Source organism: Glutamicibacter sp. FBE19 (assembly GCF_015524875.1).
GTDB lineage: Bacteria > Actinomycetota > Actinomycetes > Actinomycetales > Micrococcaceae > Glutamicibacter > Glutamicibacter halophytocola.
The window spans coordinates 1-21439 of sequence record NZ_JACKQN010000011.1 but is presented as its reverse complement, the minus strand read 5'-3'; the positions used below and the strand labels follow the sequence as shown (position 1 = coordinate 21439).

Below are 21439 nucleotides of genomic sequence, written 5' to 3'. Positions count from 1 at the left end.
GCCCATCGAGCGGTGAATATCTGCACGAAATATGGAAACACAAAATTGCTAGCCGGCGTAAATGATTTCCACTCGACGATTAGCGGCATAGGTCGACAGGTCTTTCGGGTCTTCGCGAACCGCTGGTTGGGTATCGGCGAACCCCTTGACCTTTGCATTCAGGTCGGGACGTGCTTTCTTGATCACGGCGGCGACAGCCTTGGCCCTGTCCGTGGAGAGAGTCTTGTTATCCTTCGCGCCATGAACGGAGTCAGTATGGCCATTAACTTGGACGTCTGCGCCCTTGGGTATCTTGGAAACCAATGACTCCACCTTGGCAGAAGCTGTGGCTGGAAGCTTCGAACTATCTGGAGTGAAAAGGATGTCGGTTGCCAGGGTAATGGTAGTTTCCCCGTCCTTCTCCTGAACCTGTTCTACAGCCTTCACGGATCCGGTGAGATTCCAGGCGAGAACACTTGTACCCGGGTCCCAAACGCGCACGGACTTCGCAATAAGCTCGCTTGAAGGTTCGGGCAATTCCTGCGCATTCGTTGCGGTTGCCTGCGCAGCTGGCAACTGGCATCCGAGGGCGGCCAGCAAAACCCCGGCTCCTATGAGCCGAACTGGTAGTGCTTTCATCGCGTCACCGGTACGTCAGTGAACTCCGCCATCGAATCGATTACACGGATATCAAAGCTTTCATTGCCGTCTTCGGGAGCGGCATAAACTCCCCACCAAATGACGGGCTCATGATTTGCGGTTGAAGTTCGGACGGAATCTGCCGCCCAAGTACGTCCCACATCCGAAATGACACTATATTCCTTGAGGTTTTCGCGATCAACGAGAGTCGTGCGTGGCGAGGAATTCCCGAACATGTCGTAGATCGAGATGGCTGCGGAGTCACTGGCAGAGGCAAAATCAGGGGTGAGCACGTACTGGAGGGTCATGGTCTTCCCCTCAACTTTCAGAGACTGGATGCCCACCGTGACTTTGTCGTCTTTATGTCCAGGGACGGTGAATTCCTTGGTGGCAATGACGTTCGAGGTATCAACAGCAGCAGTAGGCGTTTTCGATTCCGCGGACGGCGCCTGCGTCGTTGCAGAGGCTGAGGTTCCTTCGGTGGAAGGAGCGTTGGATGGGGCCTCATCGGTGGACGAGGTGCAACCGGTTATAGCGGAGAGCGCAAGAATGCCTGCAGCGCAAAGGGCCAATGATCGTTTCATCGTGAACTCCGATAGTCGTGGATTTGATGTCCAGCGATCAAGGGGCTGAGGCATCGGGGGTGGATGAGTGCTTATCTTTCCCTAAAATCCAACAAATTACGATATTGAGACCGGCACTTGACTCGGTGGAATTGCATAGCCCGGTCTTGCTTGCCGATTGCCGATTGCCGATTGCCGATTGCCGATTAGCGACGCTGTGTATTCGAGGGCAGCGAGTGCCAGCAAATACATGCCGGCTGCCCACGGCATTGACGGAAGAAAAAACATCCAGGAACTTCGAGTCCGCGGTGACCCCGTGGCCCAAAGCCAGCCCGGTCAATTTGGCGCTACGCGAATCCTCGTGATCCGTGGTGCCGGAGCCCCGTAAAGCCGGGGAAGTGCGCGTTGGTTCATGTGACGAACGACGCCTTCTTTCCGCATACCACACCATTTCGGTTTTATGCCACTCTGCGCTAGACTTAAGAATCTGTGCGCATTGTGTTCGGGGACTATCCACCTCCGAAACGATGCGGTGCGGTCTAAGTCAGTTTAGACGCACAAGTGCAGCCTCGATATTTTACGCCTCGGCCCTGCCGCCAATTGGGATCAGCATTCGGTGCGCCCGCGTCGGTGGGGGTAAGCGATACGTATCGTGGAGACCATATCCGTTCCGCAAGGCTCGTTCAGAGAACCAGCGAGACGACAGGAGTAAGAAGTGATTCAGCAGGAGTCGCGACTTAAGGTTGCCGATAACACCGGTGCTAAGGAAATCCTTACCATTCGTGTTCTTGGTGGCTCGAAGCGTCGCTACGCAAGCATTGGCGACACCATTGTCGCTACCGTCAAGGATGCAATTCCTGGCGGCAACGTGAAGAAGGGTGACGTCGTCAAGGCAGTCATCGTTCGCACTAAGAAGGAAATCCGTCGCGCAGACGGTTCCTACATCAAGTTCGACGAGAACGCTGCAGTTATCCTCAAGGGTGACGCTGCAGATCCTCGTGGTACTCGTATTTTCGGCCCAGTGGGCCGCGAGCTTCGTGACAAGAAGTTCATGAAGATCGTTTCCCTGGCTCCGGAGGTGCTGTAACCATGGGCGCAAAGATCAAGAAGGGTGACCTGGTTCAGGTCATCTCAGGCAAGGAACGTGGCAAGCAGGGCAAGGTCCTGAAGGTCATCACCGAGTCCTCCCGCGTGCTGGTTGAAGGCGTAAACCGCGTCACCAAGCACACCAAGGCTGGTCAGACCGAATCCGGTTCGACCACTGGCGGCATCGAGGTTGTCGAGGCTCCACTGCACGTATCGAACGTTGCTGTGGTTGACCCAGAAACCAAGAAGCCAACCCGCGTCGGCTTCCGCGAGGAAACCGTAGAAAAGAACGGCGTGTCCAAGACTGTACGCGTTCGTTTCGCCAAGGCTTCCGGAAAGGATCTGTAATGACTGAAGCAGCCACCAAGATCCAGCCACGTCTGAAGGCAAAGTACAACGCAGAGATCCGCCCTGCTATGCAGGAGCAGTTCAACTACGCAAACCCAATGCAGGTACCATCCCTGACCAAGGTTGTAGTTAACATGGGTGTCGGCGAAGCTGCCAAGGACTCGAAGCTTATCGAAGGCGCAGTTCGCGACCTGACCGCTATTACCGGTCAGAAGCCAGTGATCACCCGTGCCCGCAAGTCCATCGCACAGTTCAAGCTGCGCGAAGGCATGCCAATCGGTACTCACACCACCCTGCGTAACGACCGCATGTGGGAATTCGTTGATCGCTTGATCACCCTGGCACTGCCTCGTATCCGCGACTTCCGCGGCCTGAGCGACCGCCAGTTCGATGGCAATGGCAACTACACTTTCGGTCTGACCGAACAGTCGATGTTCCATGAAATCGATCAGGACAAGATCGATCGCGTGCGCGGTATGGACATCACTGTGGTGACCACCGCCAAGACTGATGACGAAGGCCGTGCCTTGCTTAAGGCTCTGGGCTTCCCATTCAAGACCAACAACTAATCTCACTACGTTACAGGTCCGCTAAGGAAACCGTAACGAGGAAGGGCTGAAGCCCACATGTCTATGACAGATCCAGTCGCAGATATGCTGACTCGTCTGCGTAACGCTAACTCGGCATACCACGACACTGTGTCGATGCCGTCGAGCAAGCTCAAGGTACGCATTGCAAACATCCTGAAGGAACAGGGCTACATTGCCTCGTTCGAGGAAGTTGCAGCAGAAGTCGGCAAGACTCTGACTATCACTTTGAAGTACGGCCCATCGCGCGAGCGTTCAATCGCTGGCGTGCGCCGTATCTCCAAGCCAGGTCTTCGCGTTTACGCAAAGTCCACCAACCTGCCTCACGTGCTCGGTGGTCTTGGCATCGCGATCCTGTCCACCTCCTCCGGTCTGCTTACTGACCGTCAGGCTGCAAAGAAGGGCGTGGGTGGGGAAGTCCTCGCCTACGTCTGGTAACAGGAAGGGAGAAACATACAATGTCACGTATTGGACGTCTTCCGATTACCGTTCCTGCCAACGTTGAATTGAACATCGACGGCCAGCAGGTCGCCGTTAAGGGCCCGAAGGGTGAACTTTCGATCACCGTTTCGGCTCCAATCACCGTTTCCAAGGACGAGAACACTGTTACCGTTGTTCGCCCGAACGATTCCCGCGAGTCTCGTTCGCTGCACGGTCTGACCCGCACCCTGATCAACAACATGATCATCGGTGTGACCGAGGGTTACGAGAAGAAGCTCGAAATCCACGGAACCGGTTACCGCGTACAGGCCAAGGGCGCTGACCTGGAGCTTGCTCTGGGTTACTCGCACCCAGTGAAGGTTGCTGCCGTTGACGGCATCACCTTCTCGGTCGAGGGCAACAACAAGATCATCGTTGCTGGTATTGATAAGCAGCACGTCGGTGAAGTTGCCGCCAACATCCGCAAGCTGCGTAAGACCGAGCCTTACAAGGGCAAGGGTATCCGTTACGCTGGCGAGATCATCCGCCGCAAGGTCGGAAAGGCTGGTAAGTAATCATGGCTATCGGAATCAAGGGCAAGAGCAAGTCCGCTCAGCGCGGTCGTCGTCACCAGCGTTTGCGCAAGCACATCGTTGGTACCACCGTTCGTCCACGCCTGGTTGTCAACCGCTCGGCTCGTCACATCTTCGTACAGATCGTAGACGACTCGCAGGGCATCACCCTGGCCAGCGCTTCGACCATGGAAGCCGAGCTTCGTGCAAGCGAGGCCGACAAGACCGCCAAGGCTAAGCAGATTGGCGAGCTCGTTGCAGAGCGCGCCAAGGCAGCTGGCATCGAAGCAGTAGTCTTCGACCGCGGTGGCAACAAGTACCACGGTCGCGTGGCTGCTGTTGCTGACGGCGCACGTGAAGGTGGGCTGGCACTGTGAGCGAAGCTACTAACAAGAAGGAAACTCAGGTGTCTGAAGCTACTGAAGCAGTCGAGACTGCATCGGCTCCCGCTACCGAGAACGCTGGATCCCGTCGCGGCGAAGGCCGCGGTCGTGGTGAAGGTCGTGGACGTGGCGAAGGCCGCAGCCGTGGCCGTGACCAGAAGGATAACCGCAACGAAGACAAGGACAAGTTCCTTGAGCGCGTTGTAGCTATCAACCGCGTCTCCAAGGTCGTCAAGGGTGGTCGTCGCTTCAGCTTCACCGCACTTGTCGTTGTTGGTGACGGCAACGGTCTGGTAGGCGTTGGCTACGGTAAGGCCAAGGAAGTTCCTGCAGCTATCGCCAAGGGCGTTGAAGAGGCCAAGAAGTCCTTCTTCCGCGTTCCACGCGTTGGCACCACCATTCCACACCTGGTCAAGGGTGAGGCCGCCGCTGGCGTCGTCATGCTTCGTCCAGCTGCTCCTGGTACCGGTGTTATCGCCGGTGGTCCAGTGCGCGCCGTGTTGGAGTGCGCAGGCATCCACGACATCCTGTCGAAGTCGATGGGTTCTAGCAACCAGATCAACATCGTTCAGGGCACCATTGCTGCACTGAAGGCTCTTGAAGAGCCAGCAGCTGTTGCAGCTCGCCGCGGTCTTCCGCTGGACGAGGTTGCACCAGCAGCAATGCTGCGTCACATCCAGAGCCAGAAGGCAGGTGCTTAATCAATGGCTAAGAACATTGTTCCAAGCGACGCCAAGCTGGAAATCACCCAGATCAAGTCCATCATCGGTGGTAACCAGTCCCAGCGCGACGTTGTTCGCTCGTTGGGCCTGAAGCGCATCGGACAGACCGTTGTCCGCTCCGCTGACCCTGTGACTGTTGGTATGGTCAACAAGGTCCCACACCTGTTGAAGGTTGAGGAGGCGAAGTAGAGATGGCTGAAGAAAAAGCACTGAAGATTCACCACCTGCGCCCAGCTGAGGGTGCAAAGACCGCCAAGACCCGCGTTGGTCGCGGTGAAGGTTCCAAGGGTAAGACCGCAGGTCGCGGTACCAAGGGTACCAAGGCTCGTTACCAGGTGAAGGCAGGCTTCGCAGGTGGTCAGCTTCCGCTGCACATGCGTCTGCCAAAGCTGCGCGGCTTCAAGAACCCATTCCGTGTCGAGTTCCAGGTTGTAAACCTGGACAAGATCTCGGAATTGTTCCCAGAAGGCGGCGAAGTCACCGTTGAGGCACTGGTTGCCAAGGGCGCTGTTCGCAAGAACCAGCCTGTCAAGGTACTGGGCACCGGCGAGATCACGGTCAAGGTTGACGTGAAGGTTGACGCCTTCTCGACTTCCGCATCCGAGAAGATCGCTGCTGCTGGCGGCTCGGCAAACACCCTCTAAACCAGGGTTTAGCCTTTGAATGGTCCCGGTTCGCGTCGAGTAATCGACGTGAACCGGGACCATTCTGCTATCGGCGAGAAATTTTCCAAGAACACCATCAATGCTTGGTTGATCAGGCCATAAACATTTCTGTCCATAAACATTTGCGTCTAATTCGTGTGGCGTATTTGGCAGGATAGCACTGTGGACGGCTAGAATCGTTAGGTCATGGGAAGTATCTCTTCCTGGGCTCAAGCACATACTTCAGGAGGACGCTTGTTCAGCGCCATAGCCCGAGTTTTTCGGACGCCTGATCTGCGCAACAAGTTGCTGTTCACGCTTGGGATCATTGCGATCTATCGTGTCGGTGTATTCATCCCCGCTCCGGGCATTGACTACAGCAACGTTCAGCAGTGTCTGGCAATGGGTGAAACCACCGGTGGACTTTATTCGTTCGTGAACCTCTTCAGCGGCGGCGCCCTGTTGCAGGTCTCCATCTTTGCAATGGGAATCATGCCGTACATTACGGCGTCCATCATTACCCAGCTGCTGCGTGTGGTGATCCCGCACTTCGAGACCTTGCACAAGGAAGGCCAAGCCGGGCAAGCCAAGCTGACGCAGTACACGCGTTACCTCACTATCGCCCTCGCGCTGCTGCAGGGCACCACGCTGGTGACCCTGGCCCGCACCGGGAGCCTCTTCCCGAGCTGCTCCCTCCCGCTGGTCCCGGATGACTCGCTGATCGTGATCCTGCTGATGGTCATCACGCTCACCGCAGGCACCGGCCTGATCATGTGGATGGGCGAGCTGATCACCGAACGCGGTATCGGCAACGGCATGTCCATTCTGATCTTCATCTCCATTGCTTCGGGCTTCCCGTCGGCAATGGGCTCGATCCTGCAGGCCCAGGGCGTCATGACCTTCATCGGCGTGCTGCTGATCGGCCTGCTGATCGTTGGGCTTGTGGTCTTCGTGGAACAGTCCCAGCGGCGCATCCCGGTCCAGTACGCAAAGCGCACCGTGGGCCGCCGCACGGTGGGCGGCACCTCCACCTACATCCCGCTGAAGCTGAATATGGCCAACGTGATCCCGGTGATCTTCGCCAGCTCCATCTTGGCCCTGCCGCAGATGCTGGTGCAGTTCAACCAGAATGACGATGGCACCTTGCCGGCGTGGGCCATGTGGTTGCAGGAGCACTCCTCGACCTCTTCGCCTTGGTACATGCTGGCCTACACGCTGATGATCATCGGCTTTGCCTACTTCTATGTTGCGATCACCTTCAACCCGGTTGAGGTTGCCGACAACATGAAGAAGTACGGCGGATTCATCCCAGGCATTCGCGCTGGACGTCCAACCGCCGAATACCTCCAGTACGTGATTTCTCGAATCACTTTCCCGGGCGCGCTGTACCTCGCGTTCGTTGCGTTGATCCCACTGATTGCCTTCGTGCTGTTCAACGCCGATCAGAGCTTCCCATTTGGCGGAACATCGATCCTCATCATGGTTGGTGTGGGATTGGAAACCGTCAAGCAAATCAATGCTCAAATGCAGCAACGAAACTACGAAGGGCTACTGCGATGAGTCGACTGCTAATTATCGGACCTCCAGGTGCCGGCAAGGGCACCCAGGCCGTAAAGATCTCCGAGCGCTTGGACATTGTCGCCATCTCCACCGGCGACATCTTCCGTGCCAACGTCAAGGGCGGCACCCCGCTGGGAATCGAAGCCAGCAAGTACATTGACAATGGCGACTTTGTCCCCGATTCGGTCACCAACAACATGGTCGAGGATCGCCTGAACCAGGACGACGTGGCCCAGGGCTTCCTGCTCGATGGCTACCCGCGCACCAGCGCACAGGTCGACGCGCTGGACGCCATGCTGGCCGGCAAGGGCATCGCCCTGGACGCCGTGCTGCAGCTGACCGCCGACGACGACGAGCTGGTTGCCCGGTTGCTCAAGCGTGCAGAGATCGAAGGCCGCGCAGATGACACCGAAGAGGTCATCCGCCACCGCCTGGGCCTGTACAACGAAGAGACCCGGGTCGTCGTGGAACGCTATGAGGAACGCGGCATCGTGCGCAAGGTCGACGGCCTTGGCGCGATCGACGAAGTAACCGAGCGCGTGCTGGCAGCGTTGAACGTCAACGCCTAGGCACCTCGAAGAACATCGCGCAGGGATCGTGCAGCAACAATGAAAGTTGCAGCGCGGTCCCTGCGCACTTTTGCACGGATCACTGCTTGCACCGATCCACCACTGAGCTAGGGGAATCACATTGGCTTTTGGACAGCCGAAAATCGAGTACAAATCCAACTCCGAAATCCTGAAGATGCGCCAGGCCGGCCTGGTGCTGGCTGAAGCATTGGATGAAGCCGTTGCGATGGCTCGCCCCGGCGTGACCACCGAAGCGATCAACAAGGTCTTCGGGAAGGTGCTCGAACGCCACAACGCGACCAGCAACTTCCTGGGCTACCACGGTTTCCCGGCGAATATCTGCGCCTCGGTCAACCACGAAGTGGTCCACGGCTTCCCATCGGGCTACGAGCTGAAGGACGGCGACGTGCTGAAGATCGATGGCGGCGCCATCATCGACGGCTGGCACTCCGACTCGGCACGCACCGTGCTGGTGGGCAAGAACATCGACCCGGCCGACCAGCGCCTGAGCGAGATCACCGAGCAGGCCATGTGGGCCGGCATCGCTGCGGCCGCCAACGCGCGTTTCATCGGCCAGATCGGCGAAGCCATCGACGACTATGTCACCAGCCAGCCAGGCGCTGAGCTGGGCATCCTGGAAGACTACTGCGGCCACGGCATCGGCTCGGCCATGCACATGGCGCCGGATGTCCTGAATTACAACTCCGGGCACCGCGGTCCGCGCATCAAGCCGGGCATGGCGCTGGCCATCGAGCCGATGCTGGTGCGCGGCGGCATCGAGACCTCCGTGCTGGAAGATGACTGGACCGTGGTCACCAACGACAAGTCCAATGCCTCGCAGTGGGAGCACACCGTGGCCTTCCACATGGGTGGCATCTGGGTGCTCTCCGCCCACGATGGAGGAGAGGCCGGGCTGGCTCCATTCGGAGTAGCCCCATCGCCGATCAAGGCGTGAGAATTAGCTGTATTTTCTAGATCCAGCACGCCACAAGCTTGTGGCGTGCTGGATCTAACATTTTTAGATCAGTGAACGATTGGCACTGAACGCTTCAATGGCGTATCGTTGACTGTTGGTTCGTGAATTAAGCGTGCCCAAAATTCTATGTTTGGACATTACCGGTTCATGAGCCAGAACCAATTACTTGTTGGCGAAAATTGCCAACAAAAAAAGTTAGCGGGGAAAATGGGCAAGAAGGAAGGCGTCATCCAGGTAGAGGGCACCGTCTCAGAGGCACTGCCGAACGCGATGTTCCGCGTGGAGCTGCCGAATGGACACGTAGTGCTCGCCACTATCTCGGGTAAGATGCGTCAGCACTACATTCGAATCCTCCCAGAGGACCGAGTGCAGGTTGAAATGAGCCCATACGATCTCAACCGAGGTCGTATCGTTTACCGCTACAAGTAAATCTGCAGACTGAAAACTTTCTCAGCGACCGCGGTCACCGCAAGGTGATCTCGATCGCTGAATGATTGTTCTTGGACAAGCTTTTTACTGCTCCACATTTAACTGCAACCGCAAGAGGAGTAAACCCTTGAAGGTTAACCCTAGCGTGAAGCCGATCTGCGACAAGTGCAAGGTAATCCGCCGCAATGGTCGCGTCATGGTGATCTGCGAAAACCCACGCCACAAGCAGCGTCAGGGCTAATTCCGTTTTTACGGGATTCCCACGCGTAGTCAATTAGGCAGTATCAGCCAGGACTCTTGTCCTGGTGTACCCCCGGATTCGGAGGCCGGGGCCGTGAGAGATCACGGATGGTACTGCTCCAGACCTCCGTTCGTTGAAAGGTAGCCACTTGGCTCGTTTAGCAGGCGTGGATATTCCACGCGAGAAGCGCGTAATCATCGCGCTGACTTACATCTACGGCGTGGGCAAGACCCGTGCAGAAGAGACCATCGCAGCGACCGGTATCAACCCGGACACTCGCGTCAAGGATCTCACCGATGACCAGCTCGTGCAGCTGCGCGACTTCGTCGAAGGCACTTACAAGGTAGAAGGTGACCTGCGCCGTGAGGTTCAGGCTGACATCCGCCGTAAGGTAGAAATCGGATCCTACGAAGGTATTCGTCACCGTAAGGGCCTGCCGGTCCGCGGTCAGCGCACCAAGACCAACGCACGTACCCGCAAGGGCCCGAAGCGTACCGTCGCAGGTAAGAAGAAGACTCGCTAAATCTTAGCGATCTAACTCAAATACTTTTTTCGTAGGAGAAGAAATGCCCCCAAAGACTCGTGGAGCGGTACGTAAGCCGCGTCGCAAGGACAAAAAGAATATTGCGCAGGGACAGGCGCATATCAAGAGCACCTTCAACAACACCATCGTATCGATCACCGATCCGACTGGCGCTGTGATCTCGTGGGCTTCGGCCGGCGAGGTAGGCATGAAGGGCTCGCGCAAGTCGACCCCATACGCTGCCCAGATGGCTGCTGAAGCTGCTGCAAAGCGCGCTCAGGAGCACGGCATGCGCAAGGTTGACGTTTTCGTCAAGGGCCCGGGCTCGGGACGCGAAACCGCGATCCGTTCGCTGCAGGCTGCTGGCCTTGAGGTTGGATCCATCCAGGATGTTTCCCCAAGCGCTCACAACGGTTGCCGCCCATCAAAGCGTCGCCGCGTCTAATTGATTCGCTAGGCTAGGCCTAAGAAGTCACCGAAGCATTCAGCAGAATGCTCCGGTGGCTATCTTGGACTCATTCGCCTGCAAAAGACGAACGGCCACCTAAGGCTACCGTCGTTTCCACCCCCGTGAAGCGTCATATAGCGGACGCTCGCTGAAAGGAAATGTAAGTGCTCATTACGCAGCGCCCAACCCTGACCGAAGAAGTAGTTGCCGAAAACCGCTCCCGGTTCGTCATTGAACCACTGGAGCCAGGCTTTGGTTACACCCTGGGTAACTCGCTTCGCCGTACCCTGCTCTCCTCGATCCCTGGTGCCTCTGTCACCAGTGTTCGAATTGACGGAGTACTGCACGAGTTCACCACCGTAGCCGGTGTCAAGGAAGATGTCACCGAACTGGTCTTGAACATCAAGAACCTGTCGGTTTCTTCCGAGCACGACGAGCCAGTCGTTGCCTACCTGCGCAAGCAGGGCCCGGGCATCGTTACTGCAGCGGACATCACCCCGCCAGCCGGTGTGGAGTTCCACAACCCTGATCTGCACATTGCAACCCTGAACGCCAACGGCAAGTTCGATATGGAACTGACCATTGAGCGTGGCCGTGGCTATGTGTCTGCCGCTCAGAACAAGAACATCGATGGCGAGATCGGCCGCATCCCTGTGGATTCGATCTACTCCCCAGTTCTGAAGGTGACTTTCCGCGTGGAAGCCACCCGTGTTGAGCAGCGCACCGACTTCGATCGCCTGATCGTTGACGTGGAGACCAAGGAATCGATCGCCCCGCGCGATGCCGTGGCATCCGCAGGTACCACCCTGGTTGAGCTGTTCGGCTTGTTCCGCGAACTGAACACCGCAGCTGAAGGTATCGAAATCGGTCCATCGCCAACGGACGCAGCCATGGCTGCCGACATGGCACTGCCGATCGAGGATCTGGAACTGACCGTTCGTTCGTACAACTGCTTGAAGCGTGAGGGCATCCACTCCGTGGGTGAACTCGTTACCCGCTCCGAGGCCGACTTGATGGACATCCGCAACTTCGGTGCAAAGTCCATTGACGAAGTCAAGGCCAAGCTGGTTGAACTGGGTCTGGCCCTGAAGGATTCCCCTCCAGGCTTTGATCTGGCCGCTCGTAGCGCCCTCGAAGATGGCGACGAATACGACGAAGGTCTGTAAAGACCCGCGTCTAGCGACACACTACTTCATCCGCCGGCACGAGAAGATCGTGCCGGACGGGTTATTCATCTAGGAGAACCACAATGCCTACCCCTACCAAGGGTCCGCGTCTCGGCGGCAGTGCAGCACATGAGCGACTGATTTTCGCTAACATGTCGGCACAGCTCTTCGAGAACAAGAAGATCACCACCACCCTGACCCGCGCCAAGCGTCTGCGTCCACACGCAGAGCGCCTGATCACCTTCGCTAAGCGCGGAGACCTGGCTTCGCGTCGTCGCGTTCAGGCTGTCATCGCTTCGCGTTCGCGCACCAACAAGTCGATCGTTCACGAGCTGTTCGAGAACATCGCACCAGCAATGGCAAACCGCGAGGGTGGCTACACCCGCATCACCAAGATCGGCAACCGCAAGGGCGACAACGCTCCTATGGCTGTTATCGAGCTCGTGATGGAGCCAGTTTCGCCAAAGCAGGCCGTCGTCAAGGAAGCCACCAAGGCTGCCGAGAAGGCTGCTGAAGCACCTGAGGCAGAGGCCACCGAAGAGGCATAAGCCCCCTTCGAGCTGAAGCTCGCACCCCTAGGGGTGATAAAAAGATTCCCGTTGGATCCGAAAGGAAACAACGGGAATCTTTTTTGCTTTAATCAGCAGGAACCGGGGGAGCAGAACGCTGGAGGCCTAGCTGAAGCTCTCCATATCCGGGCAGGCCTCATCCAGATAGGCCGTGGCTTCTGCCGCGTCGTCGGTATCCAGCGCCGAGATTTTTTCAGAGATCTCGGTGACGTTCTCGCTGGTGCCCTGTGCCATCAGCTTGGAGATTTCCTGACTCTGCTGCGAGGCAGCGGTCAAGGCATCAACGAGTTTCTTGTCCTTGGTCTTGGACGCCGCGTCCACCAGGATCGCATCGAATTCGTCCATGATCTTCGCGTAGCCCTTGGTCTCACCGGCGATGAGCTGCTCGCTGAGATCGTCCGCCTTGTGCAGCAAGTCTTTTTCAGCAACCTGGTCACTGACGTAAGAACAGGTCTCTTCGGTGTTCAGCTTTCCCGAGGAGCAACCGGTGATAGCCGTGGCGGCCAGCGTCAGCACTGCGGCGCTAGCAGCAACCTTCTTGAGCATGTAATTCCTTGCCTTGGGATGATCGAGTGACAGCGGGCATTGAAAGCCTTGTCAACATTGTTTTAAGCCTACACAAGCGACGTCGCTATGTTGGTCCGGCGACAAGCCAACATTCAAGGTCAAGCATCCGTTGGCGCGAATGAATAGCAACCGATGCGGCCACAACAGAGCTTCATAAGCGAAGCGCTTTTGCCGCCGGCTTGGTGCAGGCCGATCTAGGCGATAAGGCGGTGTCCGGGGGAAAGGCATAGGCAACCAGGATATAGAAGGGGCTCTTCACGAATTGAACCAGTTCAGCGTGAAGCCACTGAATTTTTTTGGGCCGTGCTTTTTCATGCAGCGTAATCGCTATTGGCCCAATTCCGCCAGGCTTGGACACGCCGTATTCACATAGTCCATAGTCTTGGAATCTTCTGCGGTGCGGAGGCCTTGAACTTTTGACGACTTTTCCATCAATGTCAGATCATTGTCGGTCATGAGCTCAATCATCTGGTTGTTCTGATCGATAGAGGCTTGCAGAGCCTCTGCCAATTTCTCATCTTCGGTTTTGTCTGATGCCTCTTGCAAGAAGGCAGTAATCTCAGCCATCTTTGCCTTGAGACTGTTGCCGTCGCCAGTGAGCATATCTTGTACAGCACTATCAGTTGTCTCTGCTAGGCTCAATTCTTTGGCCTTGTCGGTGAGCCAGGTGCAGGTTTCTTCAGTGGAGAGTTTTCCTGACGAGCAACCGGTCAGGGCTGAGAGTCCGAGTGCAATAACCGCTGTCGTCACGCCAATTTTCTTGAGCATGTGTTCCTCATGTAGTGATGAAGGGGCACCAATGGATGCGATCCAAGTTGGCAATTGATCTTTACTCTACATGCGGAAATTATCGTTGTCGTAAGCGTTAAGAGTATGAGGCTCGTTGAACAACCAAGCCAGTCGATCGCAAATCACGCACGTAGAGCATGATCCATGGAGGAGTCCAGAAACGCTGGAAGCCATGTGATGAGCGAGTACCGCTGCAGGATGTTGGGCGCCGCGCGAATCGGTGCCAATTGGATCTAGATGCATGAGAACACGCATAATTGAGGGTATGAGCACGCAGCCTGACAGCCTCGATCCAATGGGAACTTCCGCAGCAGGAAGCACCGAAACCCCCGCATGGATCCGCATGCAGATGGTGCTCAGCTACGACGGTGCCGCCTACAACGGCTGGGCGCGCCAGCCCAATGTCATCGGCGTGCAGCAGCTTGTGGAAGAAGCACTGGAAATGCTGGTGCGCCGCCGGGTGCGAGTTGTTGTCGCTGGCCGCACCGATGCCGGTGTGCACGCGCGCCGACAGGTAGTGCACTTCGATTTGACGCAGGATGAATATGACAGCCTGCCGCGCAAGGCCCCGCTGGAACCTGGCCCAGCTTTGGTGCGCCGAATCAATGGCATCCTTGGCCGCCAGGACGGAGCCGTCTGGGTCCACGATGCTCTGCGCGCTCCCGAAGGCTTTGATGCCCGCTTCTCGGCGTTGGCCCGCCGGTACTCCTACCGCATTGCCGATGGCCAGCACCGCTGGGATCCGCTCACCCGGCATCTAACTACATGGCATCGCGAAGAGCTGGACGTTGAAGCCATGAACCGCGAAGCGCAGAGTGTGCTGGGACGCCACGACTTCTTGACCTACTGCAAGCCACGTCCTCATGCGACAACCATTCGTACATTGCAGGAGTTCAGCTTCACCCGTGGTGCTGATGGGCTGATCCTCGCTCATTTGAAAGCCGATGCTTTCTGCCACAATATGGTCCGCGCTCTCATCGGGGCGGCCATGATGGTGGGGGATGGGCGCGAGAAGCCTGGATTCCTGGCAGCTAGGCTGGAACAGATGGTGCGCGATTCCAAGACCAAGCTCTCGCATCCGCGGGCGCTCGTTCTCGAAGAGGTCTACTATCCAGAAGCCGGCGAGCTTGCCGCCCGGGCTTTGCAGACGCGCGCTCGGCGCAGCCAAGATGAAGCTGGAGAAGCATCGGCCAAGGCCTGAGCGGCCGATAATCCCCGGGATCTTAAGGGTGTTGTTGCTCACGACGCAGATGCTTTTTTGGCCGGAAACACTTTAATCCGCTAAACTTTTATGAGTTGTGTATGTCCACGTTCGACACTACACGCCCAAGCGTGACGGCTTAGTTGCATAGTCGCTGGTCTGCTGGGTGTGCGAACAACATATGGACGGCCGGTTATCATCAGTCCTCACCTGACGTACTGGTCTAAACACAAGAACAACACGACAGTGCCTGTCACTGGGGGATCTCACCGCCTTCAGCCAAGCGACTGTTTGACCAGAAACGAATCAACGTAAGGCAATTACTGTGCGTACGTACACCCCAAAGCCGGCTGACCAGACTCGTCAGTGGTATGTCATTGACGCCACCGATGTAGTACTCGGCCGTCTCGCCGTCCAGGCCGCAACCCTGCTGCGCGGCAAGCACAAGCCAACCTTCGCTGCACACATGGACATGGGCGACCATGTCATCATCATCAACGCAGAAAAGGTTGCACTGACCGGTAAGAAGCTTGAGAACAAGCGCGCTTACCGCCACTCCGGTTTCCCAGGTGGCCTGAAGAGCATCAACTATGCAGACCTGCTGGAGAAGAACCCAGTTCTGGCTGTTGAGAAGGCTATCAAGGGCATGCTGCCAAAGAACAAGCTGTCTGCTGCTCAGCTCTCGAAGCTGAAGGTATACCGCGGCGCCGAGCACCCACACGCTGCTCAGTCGCCAAAGGCACTGGAAATCACCCAGGTCGCTCAGTAGTCCTGGCCCCGAGAAGAAATACTTAATAGGAGATTATCGTGGCTCAGAACGCTGAAGAAACCACTGAATTCGAAGGCGAGACCCCTTCGACTTACACCACCGAGACCTCTGCTTCGGCCGTAGTTGCCGAAACCGAGCGCGCTCCGCTGACCGTTCCAGGTGCAGCAGTTGGCCGTCGCAAGCAGGCTATCGCCCGCGTTCGCCTGGTACCAGGTACCGGCAAGTGGACCGTTAACGGTCGCACCCTGGAGAACTTCTTCCCTAACAAGCTGCACCAGCAGGACGTCAACGAGCCTTTCAAGATCCTTGGTCTTGAGGGTGCTTACGACGTTATCGCTCGTATCAACGGTGGCGGCATTTCCGGCCAGGCCGGTGCACTGCGTTTGGGTATCGCTCGCTCGCTGAACGAGATCGATCGCGATGCAAACCGCGCAACCCTGAAGAAGGCTGGCTACTTGACTCGTGACGCACGCGTCATCGAGCGCAAGAAGGCTGGTCTGAAGAAGGCACGTAAGGCTTCGCAGTTCTCGAAGCGCTAAACCTTACTTCAAGGTATTTTCCGGAGGCCCCAACATCCCGCAAGGGAAGTTGGGGCCTTTGGTCCATTAACGGTGGCATTCTCGGGGTCGATAATAATCTTCTCCCATTCCACACCCGTTGCATCTCTTCAACGAAGATAAATCGAAGTAGAGGGCATATGATTGAAAACGATGGCAAGATTATTTGGGACCGATGGGGTCCGAGGAAAAGCAAACGAACTGTTAACTCCCGAGTTGGCGCTGGAGCTGGCGCAGGCGGCATCCGTGGTGCTGGGCTTGAGCCAACCTGAAGACGGGCACAAGCCTGTTGCGGTGGTGGCAAAGGATCCGCGTATCAGCGGTGACTTCCTCTCCGCAGCAATTGAGGCCGGCCTCGCCGCCTCAGGTGTGGACGTCATGGACGCAGGCACGCTGCCAACACCCGCAGCAGCCTTTCTGGTAGGGGATCTGGACGCTGATTTCGGTGTCATGATCTCCGCGTCGCACAACGCAGCTCCGGATAACGGAATCAAGTTCTTGGCCCGCGGTGGCAAGAAGCTCGATGACGCTTTGGAAGACGCCATTGAAGCGTGCCTGAAAATGCCCAAGCCCCGCCCAACCGGTGGCGAAGTGGGCCGCGTAGCACGTTTCGCCGACGCTGAGGATCGCTACGTCATGCACCTGCTGCAGGCGCTGCCTAACCGCATTGACGGTTTGAAGGTCGTTCTGGATTGCGCCCACGGTGCAGCTTCGGGCTGCTCACCAGAAGTATTCAAGGCTGCAGGCGCCGATGTCATCGTCATTGGCGCAGACCCAGATGGCATCAACATCAATGATGGCTATGGCTCCACCCACTTGGCGAAGCTGCAGGCTGCCGTGCTGGAGCACCATGCTGATCTGGGCATCGCCCACGACGGCGACGCAGACCGTTGCCTCGCGGTAGACCACGAAGGCTCCATTGTCGATGGCGACCAGATCATGGCCATCATGGCGCTGGACATGAAGGACCGCGGTGAGCTGAAGGATGACACGCTTGTCGCCACCGTGATGAGCAACCTCGGCTTGAATCTGGCCATGGAAGCTGCAGGGATCACCTTGAAGCAGACCGGTGTGGGGGATCGCTACGTACTTGAAGGAATGCACGAAGGAAACTACTCGCTTGGCGGCGAGCAGTCAGGCCACGTGATCTTCTCCAAGCACGCAACCACCGGTGACGGCGTTCTGACCGGCCTGATGATCGCAGCCCGGGTGAAGGCCACCGGCAAAACCTTGAAGGAACTCGCCTCGGTGCTGACAGTCCTGCCGCAGGTGCTGATCAACGTCCGTGGCGTGGACAAGGCAGCGGCACCGGATTGCGAGCCGCTGCAGCGGGATATCGCTGCCGCGGAAGCCCGTTTGGGTTCCACCGGCCGCGTGCTCTTGCGTCCATCGGGCACCGAGCCAGTGGTTCGCGTCATGGTTGAAGCGGCTACGCATGACCAGGCCCAGGCTGAAGCCGAGACACTGAGCGCCTCGGTCAAGGAACACCTTTCCCTGTAGTTCAGCGGGCGTTCGGCAACTAGTACGGAAATATCAAGAAAACTCACACCCCCGCAGGGTGTTCTGCATAAGAACAGCCTGCGGGGGTGTGGCATGCTAACAAGTAGAAACAGACATCGGTTCGTGTTCTCGGAGAGAAGGACTTTCGTGACTCTACGCATCAGCGTGATCGGCACCGGCTACCTCGGTGCAACCCATGCCGCCTGCATGGCCGAATTGGGCTATGAAGTCATCGGCGTCGATGTGGATAAGGCCAAGCTCGATGCGCTGGCCGCTGGCGTGCTGCCCTTCCATGAACCGGGCCTGCCGGAACTGCTGCGCAAACATGTTTCCTCCGGGCGCCTGCGATTCACCGACGACTACGCCGATGTAGCGGCCAACGCGGATATCCATTTCATTACCGTGGGTACGCCCCAGCGTGCTGATTCGCAGTCAGCAGACATGTCTTACGTAGACGGGGCTGTCGACTCGCTGCTTGAGCACATCACCTCTGAAGCGTTGATTGTCGGCAAGTCGACCGTGCCGGTGGGCACCGCCCGCCGGTTGAGCGAAAAAATTGCTCAAGATGCCAAGCCCGGAAGCTCCATTGCCCTGGCATGGAATCCTGAATTCCTGCGTGAAGGTTTCGCGGTGAACGATACGCTGCGGCCTGACCGCCTGGTCTATGGCCTTGAAGGCGAGCGCGGCCTTGAGCTGCTGCGCGAAGTGTACGCGCCGGTGCTGGCCCAGGAGATCCCTGAAATCGTCACCGACCTTGAAACCGCGGAGCTGGTCAAGGTGGCCGCCAATGCGTTCCTGGCGACCAAGATTTCCTTCATCAATGCCTTTGCCGAGGTGACCGAGACCGTGGGCGGCGACATCAAGACCCTGGCCGACGCCATTGGCCACGATAAGCGCATTGGCCGTCGTTTCCTGAACGCTGGAGTGGGCTTTGGCGGTGGATGCCTGCCGAAGGACATTCGCGCCCTCCAAGCGCGCGTGAGCGAGCTCGGGCTGACCCAGACCATGAACTTCCTCTCCGAGGTAGACCAGATCAACCTGCGCCGGCGAGACCGCGTTGTTTCGCTGGCAGAAAATATGCTGGGCAATGTGCTGGCTGGCAAGCATATTTGCGTCCTCGGCGTCACGTTCAAGCCCAACAGCGATGACGTGCGCGATTCCCCTGCATTGGACATCGCGGTACGCCTGTACAACGCTGGCGCCGAAGTCTCGGTCTATGACCCTGAGGGCAATGCCAATGCCGCAGGCCGCTTCCCGCGTTTGAACTACGTGGATTCGCATCAGGAAGCTGCCCGCAACGCAGACCTGACCTTGGTGCTGACCGAGTGGCAGGAATTCCGCGACCTGGATCCGCGGCAGCTGGGCGAAGTCGTGGCATCGAAGATGCTCATCGACGGCCGCAACGTGCTGGACCGTCCTGCCTGGCGCGAGCAGGGCTGGGTCATGACCGGTCCAGGCGAGTATTTCGAGCTCAACAGCAACAATGTTGCAACCGGGCCGGTTCCGGTTCAGTCCTAGCGCTACGTGGATAGCAAAAATGCGGTTGTCGAAAGACAACCGCATTTTTTGCCTCTTGGCGTCGACGCCTAGAAGCCGAAGTGCTTCATGACCTTCGGCAGGTAATCGAGCAGGCGCGAAGCGCTGACCGTGCCATCCTGCGCGGTTACTCGTCCAAGGTGGCCGTGGATGATCGCAGCACAGGCAGAGAGTTCCATGATGCGACGGTTAGGCACGGTTCGCATGCCCTGCGTGCCGGTCAGGGATCCGTCGGACAGCAGGTAGCCGAGGATGCCAGTGAGCACGTCGCCGCTGCCGGCTGTGGCCAACTGGGGCGACGAGTGGGTTACCACGAGGCTGCTGCCATTAGGGGCGACAATGTAGCTGGTCGGACCCTTCAGAAGGACAACTGCGTTGTAGGCCAAGGCGGCCCAGCGGGTCCACCGAATCGGATCCTGGGCAATCTCGTCGGGAGTCACCTTCACTCCGGCGCGGCCCAGCAGCATTCGCAGTTCCTTGGCGTGCGGAGTCAGGACGCGTGGCTGTTCGCTAGGGCCAGTTGGAACGACTTCCAAGCCTGAAGCGTCAATGACCGCTGGCTGGCGGCTGGCGAACACTTCGGCAATGGCACCGGTTGGGGGAGTGCGTCCGTCAAGGCCGGGACCGATGGCCCAAGCCGAGATCTTGGCACCCTTGCCATGCAGGTGGCGACGCGAGGAAGAGAGTGCTTCCTTGATCTGCTGATCATCCAGCGGGACAGATTCCGGAACCGAGACGGCAACCAATGGGCGCACGGAGTCCGGAACATGTGTACGCAGCAAGCCGACACCGCAGTTCACGGCCGCCTTGGCTGTTAGCTGGGCAGCCCCGGGATAGAGGTCAGAGCCTGCGATGAGGCCCAAGACTCCGCGCTGGTACTTGTGGCGTCCAGCGTCGCGCCACGAACGGTGCTCGTCCAGGAGTTCTTGCGCAGCAGCCTCATCGACCAGCTGGGTTTCGGGTGCCACTGCAGAAAAATCAAATCCAAGACCAGCAATGGTGATTTCCCCGGTGACTAGTGGTGCATCAACGGTCAGCAGCCCCGACTTCATGGCACCAAAGGTCACGGTGCGCTCGGCGCGCAACACGTTGTCTTCAGCGACCCCGGTATCCGGGTGCAACCCCGAGGGTACGTCGCATGCAAGCACGCGGCTGTGTGCAGGAAGTGTCGGCAGTGGGGAACCGGTGCGGTATCCCAAGCCGTACAGCGCGTCGATGACCAGTGAAGCATTAGCCAGTTCACTTTGACCATCAGAATAATCAGTCAGCGTTCCGCCGGCGCTCTGGTACGCTGTGGCGGCCTCGGCATGTACGTGGTCCCCGAATTGCAAGGCGAGCGTGGAGATTCCTTGCTCCTGGAGCTGAGCCAGTGCATAAAGGCCATCTCCACCGTTATTGCCGGGTCCAATCAGGGCGATAACAAAGGCAGGTTCTGTGCCTGGTTTTTCGGCCAGCATGGTGGCTGCCGTTGAAGCCAATTCGGCGGCGGCTTGCTTCATCAGGCTCGCTTCGCCGCGCTTGGAAATCTCCTGGGCCTCAACCGCACGAATCTGCGCAACACTGTAGACAGGGATCATAATTCAAACAATACTCAAGGCGGTCGTCTGAATCCTTATTTACTGCCAATCGTGTCGTTATTCTTTTGTTTTGGAAGTGTTAGCTTTCGGCAACGACCATGGCGATGGCCATGTCGCCATCGTGTGACATGGTCAGATGCCATGACGTGATTCCCCGCTGTTCACTGGCTTTGGCCACGGAGCCGGTGTTGTGGATTTGTGGATCCCCGGCTTCATCTTTGCGGATGGTGCAGTCTTGCCAGTTCATCCCAGCGGGACCGCCAAGCGCTTTGGCGATGGCTTCCTTGGCTGCAAAGCGGGCGGCCAGCGAGCGCAGAGGCAGGTCGCGTTCTTCTTCCGTGAAGAGGCGTTCTCTCAGGCGCGGGGTCTTTTCGAGTTGTCGGCCAAAACGGGGCACGTCGACAATGTCCACTCCGATACCTGCAATCATGGATTCCATTATATCGGCCGCCATCTGGGCGAAATGCCTGGATGATTCTCGGATACAAAACCGCGGGGTTCCGCGTTGCCGCATGGCCT

Annotated in this window: 28 protein-coding genes and 1 pseudogene; 23 read left to right on the top strand and 6 right to left on the bottom strand. The window is 57.8% G+C overall.

The features are described from left to right. Positions 1–48: 48 nt before the first annotated feature. Both H6F58_RS15290 and H6F58_RS15285 read right to left on the bottom strand, forming a co-directional pair. The gene (locus tag H6F58_RS15290) at positions 49–618 is read right to left on the bottom strand and encodes an OmpA family protein (protein WP_146275721.1); all 570 of its coding nucleotides are present in this window, start codon (positions 616–618) and stop codon (positions 49–51) included. After that, positions 615–1202, bottom strand: a complete 588-nt coding sequence (locus H6F58_RS15285; RefSeq protein ID WP_195182096.1) for a hypothetical protein — start codon at positions 1200–1202, stop codon at positions 615–617. The genes H6F58_RS15290 and H6F58_RS15285 overlap by 4 nt, the downstream gene beginning before the upstream one ends. Positions 1203–1896: 694 nt before the next feature. Here H6F58_RS15285 and rplN point away from each other — a divergent pair. From rplN to rplQ, 18 genes and pseudogenes are all read left to right on the top strand, one after another. Beyond that, a complete protein-coding gene (rplN, locus tag H6F58_RS15280; RefSeq protein WP_022874126.1) occupies positions 1897–2268 on the top strand; it encodes a 50S ribosomal protein L14 in 372 nt (123 codons plus the stop codon). Between the two features lie 2 nt (positions 2269–2270). Beyond that, positions 2271–2615: a 50S ribosomal protein L24 gene (rplX, locus tag H6F58_RS15275; protein WP_060702212.1), complete on the top strand. Its 345-nt coding sequence runs from the start codon at positions 2271–2273 to the stop codon at positions 2613–2615. Continuing rightward, complete coding sequence (rplE, locus tag H6F58_RS15270; RefSeq protein ID WP_060702211.1) at positions 2615–3184, top strand: 50S ribosomal protein L5; 570 nt, start codon at positions 2615–2617, stop codon at positions 3182–3184. The genes rplX and rplE overlap by 1 nt, the downstream gene beginning before the upstream one ends. A 57-nt stretch (positions 3185–3241) precedes the next feature. Then, entirely contained in the window at positions 3242–3640 is a 399-nt protein-coding gene (gene rpsH / locus H6F58_RS15265) for a 30S ribosomal protein S8 (protein WP_013349671.1), read from the top strand. 20 nt (positions 3641–3660) lie between these two features. After that, entirely contained in the window at positions 3661–4197 is a 537-nt protein-coding gene (gene rplF / locus H6F58_RS15260; RefSeq protein WP_060702210.1) for a 50S ribosomal protein L6, read from the top strand. Between the two features lie 2 nt (positions 4198–4199). Beyond that, positions 4200–4571, top strand: a complete 372-nt coding sequence (gene rplR, locus H6F58_RS15255; RefSeq protein WP_060702209.1) for a 50S ribosomal protein L18 — start codon at positions 4200–4202, stop codon at positions 4569–4571. A 29-nt stretch (positions 4572–4600) separates the two neighbouring features. Continuing rightward, the gene (gene rpsE, locus H6F58_RS15250; protein WP_195182095.1) at positions 4601–5278 is read left to right on the top strand and encodes a 30S ribosomal protein S5; all 678 of its coding nucleotides are present in this window, start codon (positions 4601–4603) and stop codon (positions 5276–5278) included. Positions 5279–5281: 3 nt separating this feature from the next. Beyond that, a complete protein-coding gene (rpmD, locus tag H6F58_RS15245; RefSeq protein ID WP_022874120.1) occupies positions 5282–5488 on the top strand; it encodes a 50S ribosomal protein L30 in 207 nt (68 codons plus the stop codon). Positions 5489–5490: 2 nt separating this feature from the next. Next, complete coding sequence (gene rplO, locus H6F58_RS15240) at positions 5491–5943, top strand: 50S ribosomal protein L15 (protein ID WP_058254881.1); 453 nt, start codon at positions 5491–5493, stop codon at positions 5941–5943. Positions 5944–6198: 255 nt separating this feature from the next. Continuing rightward, a complete protein-coding gene (gene secY / locus H6F58_RS15235) occupies positions 6199–7503 on the top strand; it encodes a preprotein translocase subunit SecY (protein WP_060702207.1) in 1305 nt (434 codons plus the stop codon). Further along, on the top strand, positions 7500–8072 hold the full coding sequence (locus H6F58_RS15230) for an adenylate kinase (protein ID WP_060702206.1): 573 nt from the start codon (positions 7500–7502) through the stop codon (positions 8070–8072). Before secY ends, H6F58_RS15230 begins: the two co-directional genes overlap by 4 nt. A gap of 121 nt (positions 8073–8193) precedes the next feature. Continuing rightward, the gene (gene map / locus H6F58_RS15225) at positions 8194–9027 is read left to right on the top strand and encodes a type I methionyl aminopeptidase (RefSeq protein WP_060702205.1); all 834 of its coding nucleotides are present in this window, start codon (positions 8194–8196) and stop codon (positions 9025–9027) included. A gap of 228 nt (positions 9028–9255) precedes the next feature. Beyond that, entirely contained in the window at positions 9256–9477 is a 222-nt protein-coding gene (infA, locus tag H6F58_RS15220) for a translation initiation factor IF-1 (protein ID WP_013349662.1), read from the top strand. A 127-nt stretch (positions 9478–9604) separates the two neighbouring features. Then, the gene (gene rpmJ / locus H6F58_RS15215) at positions 9605–9718 is read left to right on the top strand and encodes a 50S ribosomal protein L36 (protein ID WP_071894985.1); all 114 of its coding nucleotides are present in this window, start codon (positions 9605–9607) and stop codon (positions 9716–9718) included. A gap of 148 nt (positions 9719–9866) precedes the next feature. After that, positions 9867–10241 (top strand): 30S ribosomal protein S13, encoded by a 375-nt coding sequence (gene rpsM / locus H6F58_RS15210; RefSeq protein WP_022874115.1) that lies wholly within the window; start codon positions 9867–9869, stop codon positions 10239–10241. Positions 10242–10284: 43 nt separating this feature from the next. Further along, positions 10285–10686: a 30S ribosomal protein S11 gene (gene rpsK / locus H6F58_RS15205; RefSeq protein ID WP_022874114.1), complete on the top strand. Its 402-nt coding sequence runs from the start codon at positions 10285–10287 to the stop codon at positions 10684–10686. Positions 10687–10853: 167 nt separating this feature from the next. Beyond that, complete coding sequence (locus H6F58_RS15200) at positions 10854–11855, top strand: DNA-directed RNA polymerase subunit alpha (protein WP_060702204.1); 1002 nt, start codon at positions 10854–10856, stop codon at positions 11853–11855. 83 nt (positions 11856–11938) lie between these two features. Further along, positions 11939–12367: pseudogene (gene rplQ / locus H6F58_RS15195) on the top strand (50S ribosomal protein L17); the annotation flags it as partial. A gap of 162 nt (positions 12368–12529) precedes the next feature. Here rplQ and H6F58_RS15190 read toward each other — a convergent pair. Next, positions 12530–12970, bottom strand: a complete 441-nt coding sequence (locus tag H6F58_RS15190; protein WP_171918423.1) for a hypothetical protein — start codon at positions 12968–12970, stop codon at positions 12530–12532. 348 nt (positions 12971–13318) lie between these two features. After that, positions 13319–13759, bottom strand: a complete 441-nt coding sequence (locus tag H6F58_RS15185; RefSeq protein WP_171918422.1) for a hypothetical protein — start codon at positions 13757–13759, stop codon at positions 13319–13321. Between the two features lie 286 nt (positions 13760–14045). On the opposite strand from H6F58_RS15185, the gene truA reads away from it, so the two are divergent. From truA to H6F58_RS15160, 5 genes are all read left to right on the top strand, one after another. Further along, on the top strand, positions 14046–14981 hold the full coding sequence (gene truA, locus H6F58_RS15180; protein ID WP_171918421.1) for a tRNA pseudouridine(38-40) synthase TruA: 936 nt from the start codon (positions 14046–14048) through the stop codon (positions 14979–14981). Between the two features lie 325 nt (positions 14982–15306). Then, the gene (gene rplM, locus H6F58_RS15175; protein WP_022874108.1) at positions 15307–15750 is read left to right on the top strand and encodes a 50S ribosomal protein L13; all 444 of its coding nucleotides are present in this window, start codon (positions 15307–15309) and stop codon (positions 15748–15750) included. 38 nt (positions 15751–15788) lie between these two features. Beyond that, on the top strand, positions 15789–16289 hold the full coding sequence (gene rpsI, locus H6F58_RS15170; protein WP_060702200.1) for a 30S ribosomal protein S9: 501 nt from the start codon (positions 15789–15791) through the stop codon (positions 16287–16289). A 171-nt stretch (positions 16290–16460) separates the two neighbouring features. Continuing rightward, the gene (gene glmM, locus H6F58_RS15165; protein ID WP_146275713.1) at positions 16461–17807 is read left to right on the top strand and encodes a phosphoglucosamine mutase; all 1347 of its coding nucleotides are present in this window, start codon (positions 16461–16463) and stop codon (positions 17805–17807) included. A 147-nt stretch (positions 17808–17954) separates the two neighbouring features. Further along, positions 17955–19325, top strand: coding sequence for a UDP-glucose/GDP-mannose dehydrogenase family protein (locus H6F58_RS15160; RefSeq protein WP_186468087.1), 1371 nt, complete (start codon positions 17955–17957; stop codon positions 19323–19325). A gap of 68 nt (positions 19326–19393) precedes the next feature. Here the strand turns inward: H6F58_RS15160 and H6F58_RS15155 are convergent, their stop codons facing one another. Next, positions 19394–20920: an NAD(P)H-hydrate dehydratase gene (locus H6F58_RS15155; protein ID WP_195182094.1), complete on the bottom strand. Its 1527-nt coding sequence runs from the start codon at positions 20918–20920 to the stop codon at positions 19394–19396. A 79-nt stretch (positions 20921–20999) separates the two neighbouring features. Then, the gene (locus H6F58_RS15150; RefSeq protein ID WP_146278172.1) at positions 21000–21350 is read right to left on the bottom strand and encodes a holo-ACP synthase; all 351 of its coding nucleotides are present in this window, start codon (positions 21348–21350) and stop codon (positions 21000–21002) included. Between the last annotated feature and the right edge of the window lie 89 nt (positions 21351–21439).